This is a genomic window from Sulfuracidifex tepidarius, assembly GCF_008326425.1.
Taxonomy (GTDB): domain Archaea; phylum Thermoproteota; class Thermoprotei_A; order Sulfolobales; family Sulfolobaceae; genus Sulfuracidifex; species Sulfuracidifex tepidarius.
In genome coordinates, this window is the sequence record NZ_AP018929.1 from 2,163,937 (window position 1) to 2,188,046 (window position 24,110).

General features: G+C 47.0%; 17 protein-coding genes, 1 pseudogene and 1 CRISPR repeat array. Of the genes and pseudogenes, 2 read left to right on the forward strand and 16 right to left on the reverse strand.

Annotated features, from left to right (window positions below; all coding sequences use genetic code 11):
* Nucleotides 1–250: 250 nt before the first annotated feature.
* The 13 genes and pseudogenes from IC007_RS11040 to IC007_RS11100 all read right to left on the reverse strand — a co-directional run bounded on the left by IC007_RS11040 (nt 251) and on the right by IC007_RS11100 (nt 11,580).
* A complete protein-coding gene (locus tag IC007_RS11040) occupies nt 251–883 on the reverse strand; it encodes a CRISPR-associated endonuclease Cas3'' (RefSeq protein ID WP_149528771.1) in 633 nt (210 codons plus the stop codon).
* A complete protein-coding gene (gene cas3, locus IC007_RS11045; protein ID WP_232048918.1) occupies nt 880–2,535 on the reverse strand; it encodes a CRISPR-associated helicase Cas3' in 1,656 nt (551 codons plus the stop codon). Before cas3 ends, IC007_RS11040 begins: the two co-directional genes overlap by 4 nt.
* Nucleotides 2,504–3,484 carry a hypothetical protein gene (locus IC007_RS11050; RefSeq protein WP_054846184.1) on the reverse strand — a complete coding sequence of 327 codons (981 nt, stop codon included), beginning with the start codon at nt 3,482–3,484 and terminating at the stop codon, nt 2,504–2,506. The genes cas3 and IC007_RS11050 overlap by 32 nt, the downstream gene beginning before the upstream one ends.
* Complete coding sequence (gene cas5a, locus IC007_RS11055; RefSeq protein ID WP_149528772.1) at nt 3,472–4,296, reverse strand: type I-A CRISPR-associated protein Cas5a; 825 nt, start codon at nt 4,294–4,296, stop codon at nt 3,472–3,474. Before cas5a ends, IC007_RS11050 begins: the two co-directional genes overlap by 13 nt.
* Nucleotides 4,293–5,324 (reverse strand): type I-A CRISPR-associated protein Cas7/Csa2, encoded by a 1,032-nt coding sequence (cas7a, locus tag IC007_RS11060; protein ID WP_054846183.1) that lies wholly within the window; start codon nt 5,322–5,324, stop codon nt 4,293–4,295. Before cas7a ends, cas5a begins: the two co-directional genes overlap by 4 nt.
* A gap of 1 nt (nt 5,325) precedes the next feature.
* Nucleotides 5,326–5,796 (reverse strand): hypothetical protein, encoded by a 471-nt coding sequence (locus tag IC007_RS11065; RefSeq protein ID WP_054846182.1) that lies wholly within the window; start codon nt 5,794–5,796, stop codon nt 5,326–5,328.
* A gap of 102 nt (nt 5,797–5,898) precedes the next feature.
* Nucleotides 5,899–6,825: pseudogene (locus IC007_RS11070) on the reverse strand (IS1 family transposase); the annotation flags it as partial.
* Nucleotides 6,826–7,065: 240 nt separating this feature from the next.
* Nucleotides 7,066–7,635 (reverse strand): urease accessory protein UreD, encoded by a 570-nt coding sequence (locus IC007_RS11075; RefSeq protein WP_149528773.1) that lies wholly within the window; start codon nt 7,633–7,635, stop codon nt 7,066–7,068.
* A gap of 1 nt (nt 7,636) precedes the next feature.
* Complete coding sequence (ureG, locus tag IC007_RS11080; RefSeq protein ID WP_054846180.1) at nt 7,637–8,236, reverse strand: urease accessory protein UreG; 600 nt, start codon at nt 8,234–8,236, stop codon at nt 7,637–7,639.
* 8 nt (nt 8,237–8,244) lie between these two features.
* Nucleotides 8,245–8,829: an urease accessory protein UreF gene (locus tag IC007_RS11085; RefSeq protein WP_084739805.1), complete on the reverse strand. Its 585-nt coding sequence runs from the start codon at nt 8,827–8,829 to the stop codon at nt 8,245–8,247.
* Nucleotides 8,826–9,245 (reverse strand): urease accessory protein UreE, encoded by a 420-nt coding sequence (locus tag IC007_RS11090; RefSeq protein WP_149528774.1) that lies wholly within the window; start codon nt 9,243–9,245, stop codon nt 8,826–8,828. The genes IC007_RS11085 and IC007_RS11090 overlap by 4 nt, the downstream gene beginning before the upstream one ends.
* Nucleotides 9,246–9,253: 8 nt before the next feature.
* The gene (gene ureC / locus IC007_RS11095; protein WP_054846178.1) at nt 9,254–10,927 is read right to left on the reverse strand and encodes an urease subunit alpha; all 1,674 of its coding nucleotides are present in this window, start codon (nt 10,925–10,927) and stop codon (nt 9,254–9,256) included.
* Nucleotides 10,924–11,580, reverse strand: a complete 657-nt coding sequence (locus IC007_RS11100) for an urease subunit gamma (RefSeq protein ID WP_054846177.1) — start codon at nt 11,578–11,580, stop codon at nt 10,924–10,926. The genes ureC and IC007_RS11100 overlap by 4 nt, the downstream gene beginning before the upstream one ends.
* 557 nt (nt 11,581–12,137) lie before the next feature.
* Between IC007_RS11100 and IC007_RS11105 the strand changes: the two genes are divergently transcribed.
* A complete protein-coding gene (locus tag IC007_RS11105; RefSeq protein ID WP_054846176.1) occupies nt 12,138–12,389 on the forward strand; it encodes a hypothetical protein in 252 nt (83 codons plus the stop codon).
* Nucleotides 12,390–12,831: 442 nt separating this feature from the next.
* Here IC007_RS11105 and IC007_RS11110 read toward each other — a convergent pair whose 3' ends face one another.
* Nucleotides 12,832–14,412 carry an APC family permease gene (locus tag IC007_RS11110; protein ID WP_149528775.1) on the reverse strand — a complete coding sequence of 527 codons (1,581 nt, stop codon included), beginning with the start codon at nt 14,410–14,412 and terminating at the stop codon, nt 12,832–12,834.
* A gap of 323 nt (nt 14,413–14,735) precedes the next feature.
* Between IC007_RS11110 and IC007_RS11115 the strand changes: the two genes are divergently transcribed.
* The gene (locus tag IC007_RS11115; RefSeq protein ID WP_054846175.1) at nt 14,736–15,872 is read left to right on the forward strand and encodes an arginine deiminase family protein; all 1,137 of its coding nucleotides are present in this window, start codon (nt 14,736–14,738) and stop codon (nt 15,870–15,872) included.
* Between the two features lie 611 nt (nt 15,873–16,483).
* Nucleotides 16,484–21,465: direct repeats of the CRISPR family, unit length 30 nt; unit sequence GTTTGTAGTGATCCTTAGAGGGTTTGAAAC.
* Between the two features lie 27 nt (nt 21,466–21,492).
* On the opposite strand, the gene IC007_RS11120 is transcribed toward IC007_RS11115, so the two are convergent.
* Entirely contained in the window at nt 21,493–22,311 is an 819-nt protein-coding gene (locus IC007_RS11120) for a DMT family transporter (protein WP_149528776.1), read from the reverse strand.
* Nucleotides 22,312–22,862: 551 nt separating this feature from the next.
* Nucleotides 22,863–24,074, reverse strand: coding sequence for a M20 family metallo-hydrolase (locus IC007_RS11125; protein ID WP_054846760.1), 1,212 nt, complete (start codon nt 24,072–24,074; stop codon nt 22,863–22,865).
* Nucleotides 24,075–24,110: the final 36 nt, after the last annotated feature.

The following is a 24,110-nucleotide window of genomic DNA, read 5'->3' on the forward strand; positions in this document are numbered from 1 at the left end:
ATACTGTAGAGAGGTACGACTCCTACTCAAGCCCCACTTGTCCAGATTGGCTGGGGACAGGAGCGGTAAACAGGGGCAGGAGGACATGGGTCGCAGCCTGTCCCTGCTTAACGTGGTTTACCCCGTCTGTCCTCACACGAGTGGCCTCCTGGGCCAAGCCTACCTTTGGGAGTACAGTATATCAGAGATGCTCTCATATAATTTTACAGACATGTCTCGAATAAGGTGACTGCGTGAGAACACTCCCACGTCATGAGATAAACTTCTTATATTCCAATATTAATAGGTTCCTGTTCCCCCCTCCCCTGTGTGCGTTAGCAGTGTAAGTATCGCATACCATTAATGGGCCTAATATTATCGGGTATAAGTAGAACTTTTCGTTGTTTATCTTCATAAACCATGATGCGACGTCTTCTGGGGTTATGAGTTTTCTATCCAGGTTGACGCTGATGCCTATTTCCTTTGCGACCTCGTTTATATCGTCTAAGCATTCCTCATTAAACTCAAAGTTATGTAATTTTTTGTATTCTTCTGATCTTATAAGCTCAAGACCCCTCTCAACCATTGCCTGGTGGTGGCTCATTGAAGAGAGGGCCGCTATGTCCCTGAGTTCGCTGTTACAACACCCTCTTATCATAGAGCTTACAATATATCCGCTGTAAAACTCGTGACCGTAGTAAGACGTGGTATAAGCCTTTGAGGCTTTACCTACGTCATGAAAGGCTACTGCTATTTCGATGTTCTTCTTCACAGTACTTATCTCTACACCAGTCCTGTGAGAAAGTATCGGGTTGATGTAAGCGAAGTTCCTCCTGAAGCAGTCCAAAGTCCCGAGAGCGTGGTCCTTAAAAGTCTCCTGTCCAAAAAATGCCCAACAAGTCATTTCAACCTTAACCCCTTTTTGCTATCGTAATACTCTCTTTTAACCTTTAAGCCAAGGAGTATTTTCCTATCATAAGTCACCTTCCTGTACTTCCTGCACAAGTCCTTCCAATCCCTAAATTCTATATACCCCTCAACTACTTCTACTTTATCCGTAGAGCCGTCGCTACCGTACTTCTCAAAGAAAGCCAAAACCTTATTACCTTCTCTTTCTAAAGGGGCTTTGTCTACCATCTCCCCATTGAAGGGTATCAAGTCTTCCTGAGAGTCCGGTTTATCAACTGCTAAGTTTATTATGAAGGAGTTCGTTAGCGTACAGTACTTGTCGAGGAGGTAGTCCAGATCCTTTCTAGTCAGAAAAGGGTTAATGCTTATCTTATCGAGCTCCTCAAAGAGCCTGCGGTTTATTTCGGGTTTTGTCATTATATTATCCATCACCTCAGCGTACCCCTTCTTGCCGTAGCACCCGTAAGGGTCTTTTAAGCAGACGTCATTACCCTTCAAAGCTTTAAGTGTGCTATCAACTTCGCTCTTATCATAAGGGGCGTAGTCCCCACTCGTCCATATATATAATTTACCTCCCTCCTTTTCGTTCCTCCTCAAAAGCCTGCCGACACGCTGGACTATTGACGGTAAGGGCGCTTGCTCGGTTATCATTACGTCAGATGACATGTCAACTCCTACCTCAATCACTTGTGTAGAAATTATCAATTGGCACTCGTCTAGGTCGATCTTCTTTCTATCTGAGACCTTAAACCTTGAATGTATTAAGCAAGGGTTTAGGTCTCTCAGTTTTTCGTAAATTGAAATGGCCTTATCTACAGTGTTTACGACTATTACTGTCCTGCCGTCAATGTACTTTGAAAAATCGCCTTGATCAATAAACCTTACATCTATATCGGGGACTTTGACTTCATCTTTCACTTCAACTACTTTATACTTCGCTTTGCCCGCATTGCACTCGTATTCTCCTTCTTCTCCTAATCCTCTGCATTCCCTGTTTTTCACTGAGTCGCCGTAATTCCTTACCACAGAGACCTTCACTACGTCCTTCGCGTTGTTTATTACCTCTTCCTCAAGGCCCCTGTTCGGCGTAGCTGAGGAAAGGACGAAGTTCACTCCGGTTTTTGATAAATGGTTGATAGCCCCTATTAACGAAGTCCAACTGTTACCTTCGTTCATTAGGTGGAACTCATCGAAATGTACAAGGGAAGTATATATGGAGAACCTGGGTAAATCGTAATGTCCGTGGACCGAAAAAGGCTCCCCTACACTAGCCTTATAGAGGTTGAGGAGGAACGAGTCGTAAGTAGTTATAACGAACTTTGCTAAGAAATTTGGGGACCTTAGTTCTGAAGGTGCAAAGGAGTATTGTACTGCGTACTTTAAACTGGCAGACCTCTTAGCTATGTCCTCTACCAAAGACCTGGTAGGTACTACGTGTATTAGCCTGCTGAAGTTCGACGTACTGTGAGTAGATAACCACTTCGCTAACTCTATTGAGAGAGTAGTTTTACCATATCCCGTGGGGAAGTTTAAGATGAAGTTTAAGTCCCTGCACTCAGTGAAGCCGTTGCCATCTTTACAGTCCATCAATTCGAGGACTTTCCTAATACCTTCCCTAAGGTGAGTAAAGTCTTTGCTTAACGGCAAGGCTTATCCCTTCTTTAAGCCTCTTCACCATTCTCGGCGTAATGAAGCCAAAAGCTTCGTCCTTTAAATAGGTGTCCCTGGCTATAAAGTAAGCTACCTGCTCTGGAGAAACACTACCACTAACGGCTTCAAAAACGTAGTTAGCTATCTTATTAAATACGTCGGTGGAACTATGGTCGTCAACCAACTTCTGGTCGTTGAGTAACCTAAGGTACCTTTCTTTGTCTTTCTCGTCCTTGCTGTTAACGTTCTTCCATACCCTAATTATAGGCTCTATTGAACCAAAAGTGTCATCTTCAATTATTTCTCCCCTGTGATTACTGAGTTTTAGGACTACTAACTTTTGGCAAACGTTATCACTGTAATGCATTGCAAACAGGAAGACCCTGCCCATGTGGGACAGCTTATCAATATTCCTAGCTTTAATCCTCTCTTCAGATATCAAGTTCCTGCATGCTTGGTACTCCATTATAGTATCTACCGGGGCAATACCTATAACGTCCGTTTTTTTAACCCTGTAGTGGAAGACAGTAAATAAGCCTAAAGCTATCCAAGCCAGGAGTGCGGACTGCTTAGAGATCTCGATGCTCTTCTTTTTCTTTCCTCCGCCGTTCCACCCGCCGTACCACCTCTCAGCCTCCATTAATTCGGGTAAAAGGAGCGTGTAGGAGTAGTCCTCTTTATCGTCATTAAAGAAGTCCTCCACCACTTTCCCTGCGTCTTCCTCAAGGATGTAGGAAGTTTGCTCCTTAAATTTACTGCTGGACTTCTTAACCAAGCTAGCTGATCTGGTTTCCCTGAACTTCTTCAGCACATCTTCTAAGTTCCCCACATTTTCTAATTCCGCAATATCGCCCTTTATTTTGAAACTGGCCCCCGTCTCCAGTAATGCGCTCACTGTCAAGTCTCTTGCCAAGTAACCCATTGGTGGTAATTTTATTTCAGCCATTTCCCTAACCCCTCCTTTACCGTTATCAAGTATTTATCTCCAAGCTTAAAGACAGTACATTCTTCGCTTACTTTACCTTTGAGCTTAACGTAACCCCCTATTAGAGGGCCGTGAGAAGGTATCCAGAACTCGTCTTCAATTCCCCCAACAGGCTCTTTAGAAAGGTTGTACGCGTTTGACACAGAGAGCTTATACGGCTCCATCCCCTCGACGTCTTGGATGCACACCTTGGGTACAAAGAAATTAGTGTAAACCTCGAAATCAGTGGAAACCCCTTCTGTCCCAACGTCGACTGCGTCTACGACCTTTACGTCGGTAATAGTTACAATAGACTCCTTATTACCTAAAGAAACTATTTGCCAAGCGTACTCGGATACCTGTTCTGCCTTATCCTTAACTAAAACCGCTATTGAAAACCTGACGTCCTCAGCGTAGGTCTTCCCAAAGGCGGAGACCCCGAACCACTCTATTAAATTATCGATCTCTTTATCTTTCTCTTTCCTTGTCCTCTTCCTGTACTTATCTTGCCTATAGGAAACTCTCTGCTCCCTCAAAATGTCTGCATAGTGCAGTAACCTAGGCTCATCAGCACCATATGCAACCCAAAAAATATAGGGCTTATAATCATTAATGAACTCCTCAGTACAAGAAGTCCCGTTCTTCACGGCATAGCTACTGCAATAACCCCTGCTTAAGGCCCCCAATACCGTGGAGATTGGAACGTAAGGATAAGAGCTACCTCCGGCAGAAGCCTTTGGTGCCCTTACAGAAAAACCCCAGTGGTGCAACCCTGAGACTAAAACGCCTTTCATGATCCCGCTTCTTTATCTCCTTTTATTTTTCCATATTCTTCAAATACCTCCACCGGGTTACTCTTACTACCTTCAACTCCCTTAGCATAGAAGACTACTGTAGGAGTATTAATACCAAGGACTTTACCGAAAGAGTTGGCAGTGTTCCTCACCAACTCAAGGTATTCTTTAATGTTTCCGTTAATCGGCGGTATGTTGAAGGGCTTTTCCGATACGGACAGCACAAGGGCTTCTATTTCAGTGAGCGGGTTATACCTACTGCGTTTCGCGCCGAAGAGGAACTGTGTCAAAGTCAGCGTAAGTGAGTCCAGTGCACATTTCATCCTTTCTTTTCTACACTCACTTTTTCCTTCACACTCAACTTCCTTATCTTTTCTACACTCACTTTTTCCTTCACACTCAACTTCCTTAACGGGGTAGTTCTGCGTAATACCGATCCCGTCCAAGTTTAGGTACCCTGTTAGTACATAGGAAGCGCTGGCAGTCTCCACGTTATAAAGCGACTGTATGTTTTCGTTCTTATGTTCATCGATTAACTCCTTAGTTGCATACCTGACTTGGAATTGAGAGGCAATTGCTGAAGCTTTTACCGTGTCAAGTGCTGGGATCATGTAACTGAAGGCTATGTTAGAAGTCCTCTTGATTAACTTATTGGGGTTCATGAACCCAGCCACATCTTCTACTACGTCCTCACTTATTACACATTGTTCATAATCCGAACCTTTCTTGTCCTCACACTTACTTTTATGTACGCTGTCCCCAGCGCCCCTCTTAAGCAGTACTCCTTGTTTTACTAGGTCTTCTACTGGCAGTCCTTTCTGAGTTGCTATGTCGGCCAGATTGGCTTGGTACCCGTGCGCTATCATTTCACCGCTCACTGCGGGGACGTAAGTTACAGAGTACGTCTTATCGTTTTCCTTAACTACTATTGGTGCCCTCCTGTGCCTTACGTAGTTGCCTGCTGACTCTACGTTGTTTAGGTCTTCAACGTTAACCAAATACCTAACCGAGAAGGATATCCACGTCATTTTACTCACCTACAGCTATTGATATTAGGCTCCTAGCAAAGCCTATGTCTTGCTCTACGTTCTTAAGGAAGTCCTTAACCTTTCTAGGATTTACCAGGACAGGGTTACCGTGCTTAGTCCAAGTAACCGGAGAAATGCAGAGGTCGTCACTTTTATCTACCCCATGGACTATGTCAGGGTAAGCTCTTAGGAAAGTAGAAGGAATTTCACTGCTCTTAGCTGTTACTAAACAAGGGATTTGATACGTCTTTACCTGACCTTTATAGTACAAGTTAACGCTCTTAACTGTTGCAGAAGAAAGGTAAGAAGTGTAGTCCCTTAAAGCCTGTGCTATTACGTCCCTTACACAGTTAGTGTCCAGAGCGTAAATTAACGGGTCTATGTAGTTAAAACGCCTGAGGACAATGTAGAACCTAAATACCTTAACTAAACTCCTGAACTCTTTCCCTACAACTTCCGAAACCGATTCCATAACAAATAACGTCACTGATATGTTATAAGTATTGCGATGGAGATACTTTGTGGACTTTCTCAATTCTAAGCAGGGGAAACTTCCCTCTAGAGGGGAGTGTCCTCATAAAGCCATCTTATTCGAGATGTGTCTGTAAAAATGCATGAGATTATCTCTGATATACTGTACTCCCCTAAGGTAGACTCGGTTCAGAGGAGTATCCTCGTGTGAGGACAGACGGGGGTACACCACGTTAAGCAGGGATAAGCTGTAGTCCACCGTCCTCCTGCTCTTATTGACTTAGTGTCCCTAGCCAGTCTGGACAGGTGGGACTTGAGTAGAAGTTGTAGCTCTCCGCGGTGTGGATATGTCTCTTTCCGACGACGTGGTTGTCTAGGACTTGGTAGATCTGATAGGAGTCGGTGAAGTGTACTTCACTCTCGGGGAGGGAGCGCCACAGGGAGCGGAAGGTAGCGTAGCCCCTGTCCCCGGTGACGAAGAAGGGGACCCCGTCCGCCAGCGTTCCACACCCAGAGGTCCTCCCTCATAGGCCCGCGCCTCACGCGGACGTAAGTCCAGCTCTCGTCAAGCACTACACGTCCGGCCTTGAATTCCTTGAGTTGTCCCTGCAGAAAGGACAGGTTGGCGTACGCCTCAAGCCTGCCCTCTTCACGAAGCTGTAGACGGTCGTCAAGGGCTTCCTCCACCTCGGATATTCCCCAAGGTCGTCCTGTTCAAGTACTTCCTCAGGTCCCTATCCCTCTGTTCCCTGCTGATCCTGTGACTCAAGGTGGAGTAGAAAGTCCTCCCGCACCCCCTGCACTTGTACTTTATCCTCCCTCTTGAGGGACAGTCCCTCACCACTCGGTCAGAGTTGCAGGAGGGACACCTAGGCCTCGCTTCCCTCCTCCTGACTCCCAGCTTCCCGACATAGTAGTATAGCGTGGAAGGTGGTACTTCTAGCTCCTTGACTTAGACTCCCAACAAGTAAGCTGAGACTGCAAATCCGACCTCCAACGAGTGCTTCCTCGGCCAGTTTAAAAGAGAGCGAAATTATAAGTCGCGCGAGGGCTCCGAGTTTTGTGATGTCACCCAAAAAGAACCTCGCGACCCTCACACTTAACTCTTCTCTAAATCCTTTGTCCCAAGTCTCAAATCTCGTCTAGAGTCATTACCATAAAAGAAGAGATTTCTACCATATACTAATATTTTTACACTCTTTTCTCGAATAAGATGACTACATGAGCTCCCATTTCAGGGAAAGGACGGAGAGCTTCCCCCTTCGCGGCTCTAATGGGACGTTCTGTTTATCTCCCTCCTAACTTCAGCCTCACCGTCGACCACGCTGATCGTAGTCTTCACTGCGTCCCCTCCGAGGAAGTTGGGGTCCCTCCACTCCTCCCCTTTTATCTCCATGGTGTCGTAAACTATCAACCTACCCCTAGAGTTCCTCACCTCCGTGACTGACCTCACCTTTCCCCTTGTAAATTCCTCTCCATGATATCTCCTACCCAGAATTATGGTTTCTTGCAAGAGGAGGTTGTCTGACCTAGCCTTCACGGTCACCTCGCAGTTAGCACCGTCGTACAGGAGGAGTGGCCTCATGACGACCTCCATTCCTTCTCCTTCCAGCACGTAAGATATCCTGACGTGGGAGTCCTTCATCACCTTGGTGAACGACGCCTCAGTTAGCTTCATCCTCCCTACAGCTTCCACTACCAACTCGTCCTCATGTGCCATGACTTCCGCGGGGTTAGCGACTATGACCCATCCGTCCCAAGAGGTGAGAGCGTTCACCGTCCCCTTTCTTGTCACCTTCACCCTTCCGTCCTCTCCTTCAACCCTCAGGTAGTTCCTCAATTCACACGCCCAGGTCGTCCCTGATTACCTTCACCATCTCGTCGAGCCCCTCGCCAGTCTTGAGGCTCACCATGACGAAGGGCTTCCCCTTCCTGACATAGATAGCGCCTTCTCTCATTTTCTGAAGGTCTGCCCCCACATAAGGTGCTAGGTCTATCTTGTTGATCACCAAGAGGTCGCTCTCCATGATCCCGAGTCCCCCCTTCCTGGGGTACTTGTCTCCCGCAGCTGTGTCGAGGACGTACACTGTGTAGTCAGCCAACGAGGGGCTGAAGGTAGACATGACGTTGTCACCTCCGCTCTCTATGAGGATCAAGTCAGGGGAGTTCTTGGACAGCCTCTGAAGGGCCCTCAGGTTGACCGAGGGGTCCTCCCTGATGGCGGTGTGGGGGCACCCACCAGTCACTATCCCTATCACGTTTTCCCGTGGGATCACACCTGAGTCGACGAGGTCCTTATAGATCCTCTCAGCGTCGTAGTTAGAGACCACGTCGTTGGTGATTATAGCTACCCTGTGGTAGGGCGAGAACGTCTTGGCCAAATATTCTATAAGAGTGGTCTTTCCCGATCCTACCGGTCCCAGTATGCCTATCTTCACCATGTTACCACCTATGAGTTGAACATCTTCGGCTCCCTGGACTCGTGGGAGACTGAGAGGACTTCCGTCACCGGGTTGCAGGGGAAGAACTCTTCGTATTCCCTGAACTCCATGAGGGAGGACAGGAGGTCCTGGCCCTCGTGGAAGTCCATGGCGCCCAGCTTCACGGCCGAGTACACCATTTGGGACAGCTCGCTGTAAGCCACCCCCTCCATGCACGTCCTCAAGTCTATCCCCTGACACTTGCACACCTCTCCCACCACCGCAGGGTAAGTCCCTGGGGTCTCCCCACCCCTCACTGCCTCGAGGAAGGGAGTGTTACAGAGGCCTAAGTCGGCTAGCGCCCTGCCCATGGAGACTGAGGAGTCCTTCATTTCCCTGGTGAGCTTCGACGCGAACACTAGCTCGTCAGCGAGGAAGGGGTCCCTGAACGCGACCTTGACTGCGACCACGTCACCCCTCAGTACCACGTTGCGGTATAGTGAGGATATGTACTCCTTCACGTCGTAACCCGAGAGGAAGGCCTCCTCCACCGTAGAGGAGAAGTTGAACGAACCTATCGGAAGGGCGGAGTCGAACAGCCTGAACTCCCTCATTCTTCCACCTTGTTCACGTTAGGTGTGAACTTGGCCCTTCCCTGGGAGAACTCCGTCCCCTCGAGGACGTTCCTGTAGTACTCGTCGGGGAACTTCTTCGGTATCATTACCTTGTCGTCCACTAACATCACGTTCTGGTGCAGGTTGCCGAGCTTGTACCCGAGGACGAAGGACGACTTGGGGTCTGAGAGGGAGAAGACCAGGACTGGCTCTTCCTTCTGTACCAGGACTACCTTGTCCCCGGTGTCGGTCTCGAAGACCTCACCGTCTCGTGGGGCCCTCCCCAAGTCAAGTATCACCTCTCCCTTCTCGCTGTTGAGCCTCCACCTCCTGGCCCTCTCGAAGACTTCCCTGTCAGCCTCCACGGTGATGGCACCGTCATGAGGTATGACCCCCAGACTCTTCACTACCCTCATGTAGACCACTAGAACAGGTGGTATAGTTGCGAGAGTGGGAGCCTCTCCGCCGGGGGTACCTTTGGGGAGACCCCGTCCACTTTCACAGTGTACGAGTCTGGGTCGACCTCTATCCTCGGCAGCGAGGAGTTCCTCACCATGTCCCTCTTCCCTATCCTCCTGGTCCCTTTCACGGGGAGCACACCCTTCCTTAGCCCTAACTTCTTCACGTTCTCGACACCTTCAGACGAGGAGAACACGAAGGAAGTGTTCCCCGCCATTGACCCGAACATGGGCTTGTACCACACCGGTTGGGCGTAGGCCACAGACGCGTTAGTCTCCCCCATCAAGGCCCAAGCTACCGCACCCCCCTTTATTACCATGTAAGGCCTGACCGCGAAGAACCTCGGGTCCCATAGCACGATGTCGGCCACCTTCCCCGGCTGGAGGGAACCGACGTACGACGAGATACCGTGGGTTATTGCGGGGTTTATGGTGACCTTAGCTAAGTACCTCAGGACCCTGGAGTTGTCGTCCATGGCGTTGAGCCCGAGCCCCTTCATCTTGTGGGCCAGCTGGAACGTCCTTATCCCCGTCTCACCTACCCTCCCCATTGCCTGCGAGTCCGAGCTCATCATGCTTATCCCTCCCACGTCGTGCAGGAAGTCCTCCGCCGCCATCGTCTCCTCCCTTATCCTTGACTCTGCGTAAGCTACGTCCTCCGGTATCTTAGGGTTGAGGTGGTGTACAGCCATTAGCATCTCCAAGTGCTCCTCGTAAGTGTGGACCGTGAAGGGCTTCGTCGGGTTAGTAGACGAGGGCAGGACGTTCGGCTCTCCCACGATCCTTATTATATCAGGCGCGTGTCCTCCCCCTGCACCCTCGACGTGGTAGGCGTGTATCGTCCTCCCCCCTATCGCCGCTATGGTGTCCTCGTAGTAACCACTCTCGTTGGACGTGTCGGTGTGAATCGTGACTTGGACGTCGTAGTCGTCCGCGGCGGAAAGCGTCTCGTCTATCACCCTGGGCATGGCACCCCAGTCCTCGTGTACCTTGAACCCCAGGGCGCCCGACGAGATCTGTCTCTCGAGCTCTGGCCTTGCCGACACCCCCTTACCTGTGAGGCCGACGTTGACCGGGAGCTGGTCCATGGCCCTGAACATCATCTCCAAGTTCCACTTACCGGGTGTTGCCGTCGTAGCCTTTGTCCCCTCAGCCGGCCCAGTCCCGCCCCCGATAATGGTCGTGAAACCCGCTGATATAGCGTCGAACGCCTGCTGTGGGGCTATCCAGTGGACGTGGGAGTCTATGAACCCGGGCGTCGCGATCAGGCCTTCCCCTGAGAGGACCTCCGTCCCTCCACCGACAACGAAGTCGACCCCGTCCATGGTGAACGGGTTCCCGGCGTGCCCTATGCCGCACACGACCCCGTCCTTCACCCCTATGTCTGCCTTGACCACGCCCAGAGTGGGGTCCAGTACCACTGCGTTCGTGATCACGAGGTCCATCTCTTCCTCTTCAGACGAGAAAGGGTATACCCCTATCCCGTCCCTGCTCGTCTTTCCTGCACCGAAGACCAGTTCGTCACCGTGGGATATGAGGTCCTTCTCGACGGTCACCCACAAGTCGGTGTCGGCTAACCTCAGTGAGTCACCCACGGTAGGACCGTAGAGGTCGAAGTACTTCTTCCTCTCTATCCTCACGCGAACCCCCTCTCCTTAGCCCTCCTCATTGCGTCCCTGCCGTTGTGGTCCGGTGACCCCTCAGTGAGTCCGTTAAGTCCGACTACCCTCCTCTTACCCCTCAACTTAGTCAGTTTCACCTCCTTCTCCTCTCCCGGCTCGAACCTCACCGACGTACCTGAGGGTATGTCGAGCCTCATCCCGAGGGCTTTCTCCCTGTCGAACGACAAGGCTTTGTTGACCTCAAAGAAGTGGTAATGAGAGCCGACTTGGATGGGCTTGTCCCCAGTGTTCCTCACTGTCAACTCCACCTCTCCCGTCTCGGGAACCTCCACGTCTTCCTCCACCAACCTCACCCTTTCCTTGCCCTTTCCCTTGATGGGGTTCCTAACCGTCACCAGCTTAGTCCCGTCCGGGAAAGTGGCCTCCACTTGGAGGACATCTATCATGTCTGGGACCTCCTCCATCACGTCCTCCTCCTTGAGGAGGCTCTGTGACTCTGATATTATCTCGTCCATCTTCTTGCCTTCCCGAGCGGACTCCATGATGAAGTCGCTTATCAACGCGACCGCCTCGGGGTAGTTCAACTTGATTCCCTTGGCTTTCCTCCTCCTGGCCAACTCAGCGGCCCAGGAGAGCAGGAGTTTTTCCATCTCACGTTGTGAAAGGAACATCAAAGAGAATTATCATGAAAACAATATAAAGATTCCCGGTAATACGATGAAAAATCATCAAAATTCCCCTCCCTGTCCAGACGAAGGACAAGTAATATGTTGACTTAGTAAGGGAGTATAGTTTCTATTTTTAAAACAGTGTCCTTGAATTACTTTCTGTCCTTGAAATATTTAAAAAATAGATCGAAGTAATTCCTGATAAACCGAAGCGACGCTCAAAGTAGCGTTAATAGACAATGAGGCGATTTACGTCTCCTTTGCGATTCGGTTTATCGAAATAGAGTGAACTTAATTGAGTGCTCTCATATGGACCAGTAAGGCTCACGCTTGACATTCCCTCTAATTGGTCTACTTTTGCCATAATTACAATTCGAAACGGAAAAAACCTAATTACCCGATAAAGAATAGGAGACTTTAACATGTGAACCTACAAGCTTAGACTAATATAGAAAGGTTAATGATCAGGCGTACCTCCCCATGCACAATTGAGGAGAAAGTGAAATCAAAGGGGACAACACGTATATGCCTTCTCTAACTTGGTATCTACCTTTAAAAACGTGAGTGCGACCACTTTAAACTCTGAAAAAATTTACTATTTTTATGCAAATGACAAGACTTACGCAGAGTTCGTAGACGTCATCGGCGACCATATCGTAGTCGTGATAAACTACTCCAACGAAAACGGAAGAAACGATATCCTAAGTTACTACAAGTCCCAAGTCCCTATCCTGCTACAACTCACCTATAACGTAAATAATTACATGAGTCACGCGGACTCACTTTCTACACAATTTCTTCACTTAATTTAAAGTTTTTTAATAGATTTACTGAAATAAGTTGGTTCCCTCACAACGTCCACGTATCCTCTTTCATTAGAAACTGCGTCGTCACGGGCGAAATTGGTGAAATATACCGAAGCGTATATTTGGAGTATTTCAAAACACGTCAGAATTTTGTAGGCCTAGTCCCACTTAGTCAGATCTTAAAAACAAGATTTTTATATTTCAGATCTACACAGGCTTCGAGACATTGACGTGAGACACAAAGAGATCTCACGCTCCGTGTCTGGGAGCCACTGGCAAGACGGAGCTATGAAACAGGGAGCACTTGCAAGGGCAGGATAGCTCACTTACACGTGTCGCTGTTTTAACAAGAAAACTAATTACAGAGATAAAAACAATAAATAAATATATATATAAAAATTAGAATTATACTTGCTCAGCTACACTCCAAGTCGTGAGTGTTTCGCCCTCATTCAGGGGGTATCTCCCTGAACGAGTTCCTTATATCAATGCCCTCCTTTCTGAGCCTGTACCACCTCATGACGAAGTATATCACTATTCCAGCTATGAAAGGAGAAGCCACTATCCCCCACGTCTCCGCGTTCATCGTTATCCCGAGGTAAGTAGAGGAGTTCCCGAACCAGTAATAGGCGTAGATAGACATCACTATCAAGTCCGCTATCGACACTCCCAGGATGACTGGACGTGGTCCCTTGAGCTCCATTCCTTTGGCCAACACCGAAGCCACTATGGAAGCTATTATCGTCACTATGAAACCGAAAAGTAGGGCCATTGCGTCAGCTGTGTCCATACCGTAGAAGAAGGCTGAGCTCAGAGGGGTCACTGTTATCACTGTGAGGCTACCTATGGTTATTGCTTCATCTATCAAGTGAGCTACCACGGGAGAGTGGTACTTCTCGCTGACGTAAGAGATGACGGTGGGCAGTGCCTTGTCGAAAGCCACAGCCATGAAGTACCTCGACACGAAGAGGGCAACGGCGAACATTATCGCTAGGTACCAGAAGTAGGACCCGATCACGAGGAAGAGGTCGAGGGGCAGGTTGTTCACTGACACCACAGTATCGAAGACCGGGTTCAGGAGCGGAGAGGAGCTAGACATGACCCCAGCACCTATGAAGAACTTTGCAGGTAGGGAGCTCACTGAGGACGCTATGAAGAAGGTTATCAGCACACCAGCTACCACGAGTGCAGCGAGTACTCCCAGCCTGAACGCCTTGCTACCTCCCCTGACTTCTCCGGCGACGGAGGTCGCACCGTTGACGAAGGGGAGGAAGCTCGCGGTGAATACCATTAAGCCTATAGTCGCTAACACAGTGTTCCCGAACAGAGGTGTCGCTTTGGAGCTCTCAGCTATCACCGAAGAGTAGTCGTATCCAGCTTTCGTGATATCCGCAGGGGTCACGAAGTGCATGAGTAGCCCTGCTGTGATGAAGGTGATGAGCGCTATCACTGTGATCCCTCCCATGATGTGGTTGGTGTACTTGGGGAGGAATATGTTAATGAGTATGACCCCGGTGAACGTGATCGCACCCACAGCTAAGACAGCGAACGGGTCGGAGAGGAAAGAGGCTATTCCCCCGTAAGGACCGCCGAAGTTGACTGCGAGCGCACTGAACCCGGTCTGCAGCTGACCTACACCGTCGTAGACTATAGCAGCGTCAAATATCATTTGGGATATTCCGAACACCAGACCCACACCTACACCTACGGCGGGGTGGAGGACCCTGCTGGCGAACACGTAGTCTGCTGCCGTCCTCTGGTACTTCTCGCTTATCTTAGTCCAGAGATAAGCGTGTGGAAGGAGGACTATCCAGCTAAGCAGAGCACCTATTACTATCAGACCGTTGGGAGAGACAGATAGGCCCGACAGGAACGATATTGGAAGTACGTAGAAGGCTATGAAGCCCATGCTTATGAACATCGCAGTTATCCAACTTATCTCCCTGACCAGTCCTGATGATTCCCTCGCGAAGAGGGATTGTCTGGGGACTTCCTTTTCAGCCCCCTTTCCTTCTTTCTTGCTTGCCATAGAGAATGAGAAACGGCTATGCAATATAAGTCTTGATAAGATTTTTCTAAAATATTTTCTAAAAGTATAAGCAGAAAATTTTATATTTTTCAATAACATGGGGACGTGGTCTAAGAAGTCACGAAACTTTTTTCACTTCCGTAAGTATCATCAAGAATACTCAAAAGAGCTGGAGAGACACCCTGTTTGTTAAAGACTCTTTTTCTTGATGACGTAGTCAAAAAATATTTTTTAAAATCCAGGAGAGAGACCGAGGAGAAACTGAAACGATTTAAAATTTTTCATGAAGATACGTATTTAAATTAAAACTAATTTCATAGGTCATGCTAGACGTAAAAGCCGAATACGCACCCCTAAGAAGGGTGGTAGTCGCAACTCCAGGAAAGGAAAAGCAGAGGCTCACGCCTAAGACCCTTTACGAGCTACAGTACGCGGAGATCCCCGACTTGGTGGAGCTGAGGAACGAACACGACGTCTTCGTGGACAAGCTCTCCTCCCTGGGGATAGAGGTAGTGAACCTTAGAAAGGAGGTGAACAAGCTCTCCAAGGAGGAGCTCATCGACTTCGTGGAGGCTAATAGCGAGTGTGAGATTCCTAGACAGAAGCTGGAGGACATGGACGAGGGGGAACTGGGGGACATGGTTATATCGGGCCTCACCGCGACGGAAGCAAAGAGGATCGGAGGTAAGCTCGTGGTCGCGGAGGACGAGGAGTTCTGCTTGAAACCTTTGGTGAATGTAATGTTCACGAGAGACCCAGGAATGGTGATAGGGAAGACATACGTTAAGGGTAAGATGAGGTGGGAGTCGAGGAGGAAGGAGCCGGACCTCTTCGTGAAGATACTCAAGCCCGAGAAGGTCTTAGAGGTTAAGAGAGGGTTCTTCGAAGGAGGAGATTTCTTCCCCATAGAGGGGAGACTCCTGATGGGGTTCGGGACCAGGAGCAGCGGACTAGGGGTGAGCTACGCTATACCTAAGCTGATAGATGAAGGTGAGATAGACGAGGCAATACTGGTGAAGCTCGACACCCCAGAGTTGCACCCTAACAAGGGAATAGGACACCTAGATACCGTGATGGGTGTCCCGGCAAAAGACGTAGTGATATATTACAAGAGCTTGTTGGACAAGGCTAAGGTGTTCCTATACAAGGGAAAGGACACCGTGAGGGACCAGAGGAAGCTGTCAGAGGTGTTGAAGGACTATTTGAACAGGGACCTGAGGATAGTCAACATAGGGAACGCTGATTATTACGACGAGGAGAGGGAACACTGGCTATTGGCAAGCAACGTGATAGTGGTGGACAAGAACAAGATGGTAGCGTATGAACACAATAGGATCACGAACAAGTTAGCTGAGGAGGCGGGAATTGAGGTGATCACGTTCAAGGGAAATGAAATCATAAAGGAAGGTGGGGAGAGGAGTGGGCCCCGCTGCATGACGTTACCTTTAGTGAAGTCGTGAGATAGAGAGAAAAGAACGGGGTGTTAAGGTAAAGGAGTACTTCCTCTTCCTTCCCTTACTTTCATTTTTTTCTACCTTCTCCGTACTCTTTTCTGATCAAATAAGAAAGTCTGAAGACAGTTTCAGACTTTTCACGAGCTCGGGGTTAAGAACTGAGGAGAGAGAACGACGAGATTACTAGTTGAGGACAGAGACGGAAATGCAGGTAGGCCGGACTGAGGTATTTTCGCTGCTTATATATCTAATCCCTTTAAGTATGTATGTGTTCTCACGACATAGAGAACCTCGATCTGAACAACGAACTTGATTTTGGATTTACGTATAGAAGTGGAGTTGAACTCTTTACATATCAGCCTTGCTTCTCCATTATTTTATATATTGGATTTATAAAAGGATAATGTATCACCAATTTTTTTCTGTGTTTAAAAATTTTCAGATAGTAGAAGGAAGTCAAAAATTCGGCAGTGAAAGGGAGAACGAAATATGTTTTTCAAAACATATTATTTTTCACGTAAAACTCCCTCGGCAGTGAAAGGGAAGTTGATGGTGCGACTTCACTGCCGAATTCAGAGTAACGTTTTTTAGGGAGTTTTTACATAATGTTAAGCAGGGTTTGTAGTGATCCTTAGAGGGTTTGAAACGTAGGGATGGATCCAGAGAATGGATATGTGGAAGGCGGTTTGTAGTGATCCTTAGAGGGTTTGAAACCTTCATTTATGCTGTGGGACTTCTTTGACAGAAAGTAAGTTTGTAGTGATCCTTAGAGGGTTTGAAACTGTCAATGATTTGGGGCTTCATGCCCCTTGTCAAGGTTTGTAGTGATCCTTAGAGGGTTTGAAACTAGTTCCCGAAAAAGGGGTACACTGTTTTCGCTTTCCGTTTGTAGTGATCCTTAGAGGGTTTGAAACAAAGAGCTAAGAATAAAAGAGATTAAGCTTTTCTTGAGTTTGTAGTGATCCTTAGAGGGTTTGAAACTTCCGTCTTCTTCTCTAAGGATCATCAATATTTTCCCAGTTTGTAGTGATCCTTAGAGGGTTTGAAACCTTTTTCTCTTGTTTCGCTTTTTCTATCTTCTCTTGGTTTGTAGTGATCCTTAGAGGGTTTGAAACCTAACATCGTTTTCGCGGTTCCGGGCGGGCCGATAGTTTGTAGTGATCCTTAGAGGGTTTGAAACGGAAAAACGTCCACAAATTCATTCAATCCTGCAGATTGTTTGTAGTGATCCTTAGAGGGTTTGAAACAGAACTAGGTGCAAAGTAATACCCAGCAAAGCCTGGGTTTGTAGTGATCCTTAGAGGGTTTGAAACTGAAAGTCAGGTAGTAGACCTGGTAAATTCTGTATTGTTTGTAGTGATCCTTAGAGGGTTTGAAACGATAGAAGTTGTAAGGTTTGTTCCTCAATGACGACGGTTTGTAGTGATCCTTAGAGGGTTTGAAACAGCCATTTCGTTATCTTATCCAGCCCGCTTATTGTAGGTTTGTAGTGATCCTTAGAGGGTTTGAAACAAGATCTTAGACGGCGAGCCCGAAAAGGCTGGAGCTCTGTTTGTAGTGATCCTTAGAGGGTTTGAAACCATGGTGAATTAGATGGTTGGTAGAGAGATCATCATGTTTGTAGTGATCCTTAGAGGGTTTGAAACTGTCTTCTACAATTATGTCGTTGTACTCACTTATCTCCTGTTTGTAGTGATCCTTAGAGGGTTTGAAACCTAACACAAACGCCTAAGTTCCAAAACGTGTCCATTACGGGTTTGTAGTGATCCTTAGAGGGTTTGAAACTTCAAAATTTGAGGGAGAAAAAAGAGAGAGATGTGACGTTTGTAGTGATCCTTAGAGGGTTTGAAACTGAAATAACTACTAGTGACATGTACCAATTACAACTTAGTTTGTAGTGATCCTTAGAGGGTTTGAAACTATATACCGAGGTCGGAAAGGGATAACGTAATTAAAGGTTTGTAGTGATCCTTAGAGGGTTTGAAACGCCGAAGGCACCATCATTACAAGTGAAAAAGAGTTAGGTTTGTAGTGATCCTTAGAGGGTTTGAAACTCTTTTGTTCATGATAAACCCGACGTGCCCATTTTCGGTTTGTAGTGATCCTTAGAGGGTTTGAAACCAAAGTCCTCGTTAATTTTTTTGTCTAACTCTTCCCGTTTGTAGTGATCCTTAGAGGGTTTGAAACGAATCCCTTGTCCCCTGCCTGGGCTGTTCGTCAGAAAGTTTGTAGTGATCCTTAGAGGGTTTGAAACCCGGGGTAGACACATCAAAAATCGGTATCAATGAGGTTTGTAGTGATCCTTAGAGGGTTTGAAACTGTTCAAGTGCCAAAGCGGGCTCATCGTTTTCCCACCCGTGTTTGTAGTGATCCTTAGAGGGTTTGAAACCTTCTCTCATTACCTCATTTATATCGCATACCATACTAGTTTGTAGTGATCCTTAGAGGGTTTGAAACCGGGACTGGAATAATTCTAGCTAGTCAGCGAATTTAGTTTGTAGTGATCCTTAGAGGGTTTGAAACTGAACGCTGAAATACAAAAAAAGTTAGATAAGATGCAGTTTGTAGTGATCCTTAGAGGGTTTGAAACAACACTTCCCAAGCTCTCTTGTTGAATGAGGATTTCAGTTTGTAGTGATCCTTAGAGGGTTTGAAACGACGGGGGGAAAAGTATAGATCGTGATATAGAAATTGGAGTTTGTAGTGATCCTTAGAGGGTTTGAAACTCTGTCAATCAATGGGAGACAAAACCCGCACTGGGCGAGTTTGTAGTGATCCTTAGAGGGTTTGAAACAGGGGGTGTCTAGAATGAGGGTCATCACGTTTAAAGGTTTGTAGTGATCCTTAGAGGGTTTGAAACTTCCTTGATTCCGAACACGACATCCCCGCTGATATCTAGTTTGTAGTGATCCTTAGAGGGTTTGAAACCGCAATATACCGGATCCTTTTAAGAAATCTAGCGAAGTTTGTAGTGATCCTTAGAGGGTTTGAAACTAGGTCATCCCAGTATACTTCTTCCCTCTCTTGTCCAGTTTGTAGTGATCCTTAGAGGGTTTGAAACTACGACAATGATATCTCCACACATATTGTCATTATCTGTTTGTAGTGATCCTTAGAGGGTTTGAAACAACACCGTAAGCGGGAAAGCATATTACTCAACTATTGTTTGTAGTGATCCTTAGAGGGTTTGAAACTCGATGACGCAATAGAGGAAATGGAAGAAGATCAAGTTTGTAGTGATCCTTAGAGGGTTTGAAACTATTGAATGAAGCACCTGTAAAAGCGTCATACGTTCCATGTTTGTAGTGATCCTTAGAGGGTTTGAAACTCTTCTACGCGTTCCTGTGCTAATTTGCTATCTACAGTTTGTAGTGATCCTTAGAGGGTTTGAAACCTTCATGTCCCACGGCGGATATAAACCCGCCTGATAGGTTTGTAGTGATCCTTAGAGGGTTTGAAACGAGGGGATAAAATGGGAAAAACGTATCTCGTCAACGGTTTGTAGTGATCCTTAGAGGGTTTGAAACAAAAACTAGGGAAAAAGTTGAATGTCTTTTTAGTTGAGTTTGTAGTGATCCTTAGAGGGTTTGAAACGGTAAAACGCTATAGACCCTCCGCTGACGCCACCGTGTTTGTAGTGATCCTTAGAGGGTTTGAAACCTACTACCATAAGAAGAAGCATCATCACGGGTGACAGTGTTTGTAGTGATCCTTAGAGGGTTTGAAACTCAATAAAAAATGACCCCTGTCGGGGTCATGGGGTATAGTTTGTAGTGATCCTTAGAGGGTTTGAAACTATGTCTTCTCGTTTGACAAAGGTTGGCAAACTATGTGTTTGTAGTGATCCTTAGAGGGTTTGAAACCTCCTTTCCATAGTGCTAGACCGTTACCCGTATAAAGTTTGTAGTGATCCTTAGAGGGTTTGAAACCTACTACCATAAGAAGAAGCATCATCACGGGTGACAGTGTTTGTAGTGATCCTTAGAGGGTTTGAAACTCAATAAAAAATGACCCCTGTCGGGGTCATGGGGTATAGTTTGTAGTGATCCTTAGAGGGTTTGAAACTATGTCTTCTCGTTTGACAAAGGTTGGCAAACTATGTGTTTGTAGTGATCCTTAGAGGGTTTGAAACCTCCTTTCCATAGTGCTAGACCGTTACCCGTATAAAGTTTGTAGTGATCCTTAGAGGGTTTGAAACCAAAGCTCTTTGTATTTGCTATTTCGGTATTTGCAGTTTGTAGTGATCCTTAGAGGGTTTGAAACCGGATAATGAGATAAATCAGGTGAATCTCATACAGCAAGTTTGTAGTGATCCTTAGAGGGTTTGAAACGATTTCGGTGAAAACACTAAAATATATTCAACATGGGGTTTGTAGTGATCCTTAGAGGGTTTGAAACTCCTGCTCTTCATTAGACCTATTGTCTTCAACGTAAAGTTTGTAGTGATCCTTAGAGGGTTTGAAACAGTAGTTGAGAATTGACTAGATTCGATTAGTTCGTGTTTGTAGTGATCCTTAGAGGGTTTGAAACTGTAAGTGTGGAAGATAGACCGAATCTTCTTCTAGCGTTTGTAGTGATCCTTAGAGGGTTTGAAACTATCCCCGCACCTTGAATTCTGACTTCCTCGCCGCCGTTTGTAGTGATCCTTAGAGGGTTTGAAACTTTTTAGGGGGGCTTACACACGTTCCTTCCTCCACGTGGTTTGTAGTGATCCTTAGAGGGTTTGAAACGAGGAGTAATAGACGTAGCTTCCTTAACGGGGATCCTGTTTGTAGTGATCCTTAGAGGGTTTGAAACTCATCACAATCATGTTGGAAATTAAACCACTGTTAAGTTTGTAGTGATCCTTAGAGGGTTTGAAACTATGCTATTTCTTTCTTCTCCTTCTTCTCCATCTTCTTGTTTGTAGTGATCCTTAGAGGGTTTGAAACATAATGATACCGACAACCTAACTCGTTTAATAATAAGGGTTTGTAGTGATCCTTAGAGGGTTTGAAACCAATTTAACACGGCACAACCCATAACCATAAACCTGGTTTGTAGTGATCCTTAGAGGGTTTGAAACTCTTAAGCCCTTTCTGAAATCCTCTAAGTTTGAGAAGAGTTTGTAGTGATCCTTAGAGGGTTTGAAACTCACTATACGGTCAATATGGAGGATTCATAGAAAATGGTTTGTAGTGATCCTTAGAGGGTTTGAAACATGATACAACTAGCGTGACCCAATCGAGCAATGGAAGTTTGTAGTGATCCTTAGAGGGTTTGAAACACAGTTTCAAAACTAAAAAACTCCTCATCCTCTTCAGTTTGTAGTGATCCTTAGAGGGTTTGAAACGGAGCTGAGCTAGCGGGTACATTGAAAGTGGGGATTTGTTTGTAGTGATCCTTAGAGGGTTTGAAACTCTCGTTCCTCAACAATTCAGCCAAATCCTTAAGTTCGTTTGTAGTGATCCTTAGAGGGTTTGAAACCAGTTAGCCCCTATATTCATAGCACCTTTCGTGTTATAGTTTGTAGTGATCCTTAGAGGGTTTGAAACTATATGCTTGAGAGGTACTTATACCCCTCTGAATGGTTTGTAGTGATCCTTAGAGGGTTTGAAACTGGAGTGATTTTGCTATCGTTATGTTCTCAATTTCTCCTGGTTGCTACGAAGGAGCTCAGTATAATGACGGCAAACCCCGCTAACTGAAGCAGTGTCAAGGTCTCCTTTAATATCAACCAAGATAGCACAACCGTAAACACGGGCTCCATCGAAGTCACTATCGAGGCTATTATCGAGTCTGTCCTCCTCATCCCCCTGTAAAAGAAGATGTAAGCTATGACTGTTGCGACAACTCCAAGGTAGATCCCAGTAAGGGTAGAGGAGACCGACACGTCTGGAGACAACAGGAAGGAGATCACCATGGTCATGGGGAGTCCCCATACAGACTGCGAGGAGATGATCTCCATGTCTGACATCCCCTTCATCTGCATGAACCTGGAGAACACTATGAGGAGGGCGTAGGTTAAGCCTGACGCTACCCCTAAGGCAAGGTCGAGCGTAGTTACGTCCGAGAGGTATATCAGGTATACTCCGAGGAAAACCATCACGGACGCCACCACCTTACTGAAGGTTATAGCGTCCTGAGTGACGACCTTTGAGAGGACTACCACGAACAAGGGAGCAGTGTAAAGGAAAACTGCAGACAACGGGGCGCCAATGACCTCTATGGTGAAGACGTAGACCTCATAGAAGGCCGTTGAGATAGCCCCCATTATCAAGTTTTCCCTCGAAGGTACTAGGGATTTCCTTCCCACCGCCGACAAGGAGAAGACCGACGCTACTACCGATCGTATTAGGACGCTCGCGAAGGAGTTGGCACCATAGTCGTAACCTATCTCAGTCACTATCCCTATAGTCCCCCAAATGAATGAAGCAGTCAAGAGGTCTGGTACTCCCTTTTTCAAGAAATTCCCTCACACACAGGTCTTATCACCTTGGTCATAAAAAATTTACATCTCTCTTTTTTACATCTCCGACGAGCTACGCACTGAAGGTCCCACGGGACTTCATAGTCTTCTCAAGGCTCTGATTTGCTTAGTGCTTTGTGAGTTTGTGCAGATATATCTCAACGAACTCCCTCTCGTAGAGGCGAGTTCTCGCCCTTCAACCCTGGTAAAGACTAGAGTTCAGCTCGCTGCTCCGACTTCTCTTATCGGCTCTCTTAATGACCGAGGGACAAAAAATGATAAGGGAAAAGGGAGGAGGGGGGAAAGGGTCCCCTGAATTGTCAGAGCTCGTTCCTTTCAAAACGAAAGTAGTTTTTCCCATAGCGTAAACTAAAAGGACCTCTATAATGTACCTCCTCCGTGTGTGACTATCGCGTCAGCAGACCTTATTAGGTGAATTGATTTAGATCTGTACTCACTTCCGCTGTTTACCCTGACTTTCAGGAAAAAGATTGTCTTCGCGGTTTGATACGTTCAGGAAGCTATAAATTACCTGAAAGAGAAGGGTTTCATGATTGGAGTGAGAGCAAGGTACGCTTGAGCGTCTCCTGTCCCCTATCGCAGTCCTCCCATTCAGTCCACTCTTCAGGAGCATGACTAACTCCGTCCCTGCTTGGGACGAAGATCATGCCCACGTCCGTCACTTTAGCCATCACTTGGGAGTCGTGAACTGCCCTGCTCGGTAGCTCCATGTACGAGAAACCAGCTTCCTCCGAGCTACGCTTAACCTCTTCCACGACCCGCGGTGAACACAGAACAGGCTCCTCAAAGAACTCGGTCACGTCCACTTTTACTCCCTCAGGGGAGGAGGATTCCAATGCGTAGCTCACCACGGAAGAGATCGCCTTCTTCATGTCTTCCTTGGAGAGTGACCTCAAGTCGACGCCTATCCTCACCTTCCCTGGGATAACGTTGATGACATTGGGAGACACCTCCACGAAACCCACCGTACCCACCATGTCCATCTGTATCGCTATCTCCCTGACTTTCTCTATAGTCTTCGCTGCAGAGATCATGGGGTCTGATCTCATGTCCATCGGTGTAGAGCCTGCATGTGCTTGCCTTCCGGTGAACTCTACCCACGCCCTTTGTACTCCTACTATACCTGTTACCACGCCTATCTGTACCTTCCTCTGGTAAAGAATAGGTCCCTGCTCTACATGTAGCTCCACGTGGTTCCTCAGAGCATAGGGAAACCTTCCTATCTTCTTAACCTTTCCTTCAACTCTACGTAGAAACCTCTCTAACGCATCCTTGAATGAGATCAGCTCGTATTTCCCTTTCAGGTCTGACAATTCGTTACTTATCTCTCCCGCGAAGTACTTACTACCCACGAATGGCATGAAGGAGTTTCCCTCCTCGTCCGTGAACACTACCAAGACCATGGGGAACTTTGTCTCAACTCTGTCCTCGTTAAGTTGTCTCATAGTCTCAAGTCCCCCAACGACACCAAGGACGCCATCGAAAATACCACCGTTCATTACAGTGTCTACATGCGACCCAGTGGAGACGTAAGGCTCTTTAAGTCTGCCTTTCCTCACTCCTATAATGTTGGCTGCGTCGTCAACGTAAACCTCAAGTCCCGCCTCTCTCATCCTTTCAATTAGGTAAAGCCGAGCCTCTATGTCCTCAGGGCTGAGCGCAGGCCTTGAATTTCCTCCCCTCTGGTCCTTGCCTATCTTACCTATCGCCTCTATGTCTTCCTTTATCCTACTCGTCAAGGTGAGAGATTAATTAAAAAAACAGTATAAAACTTT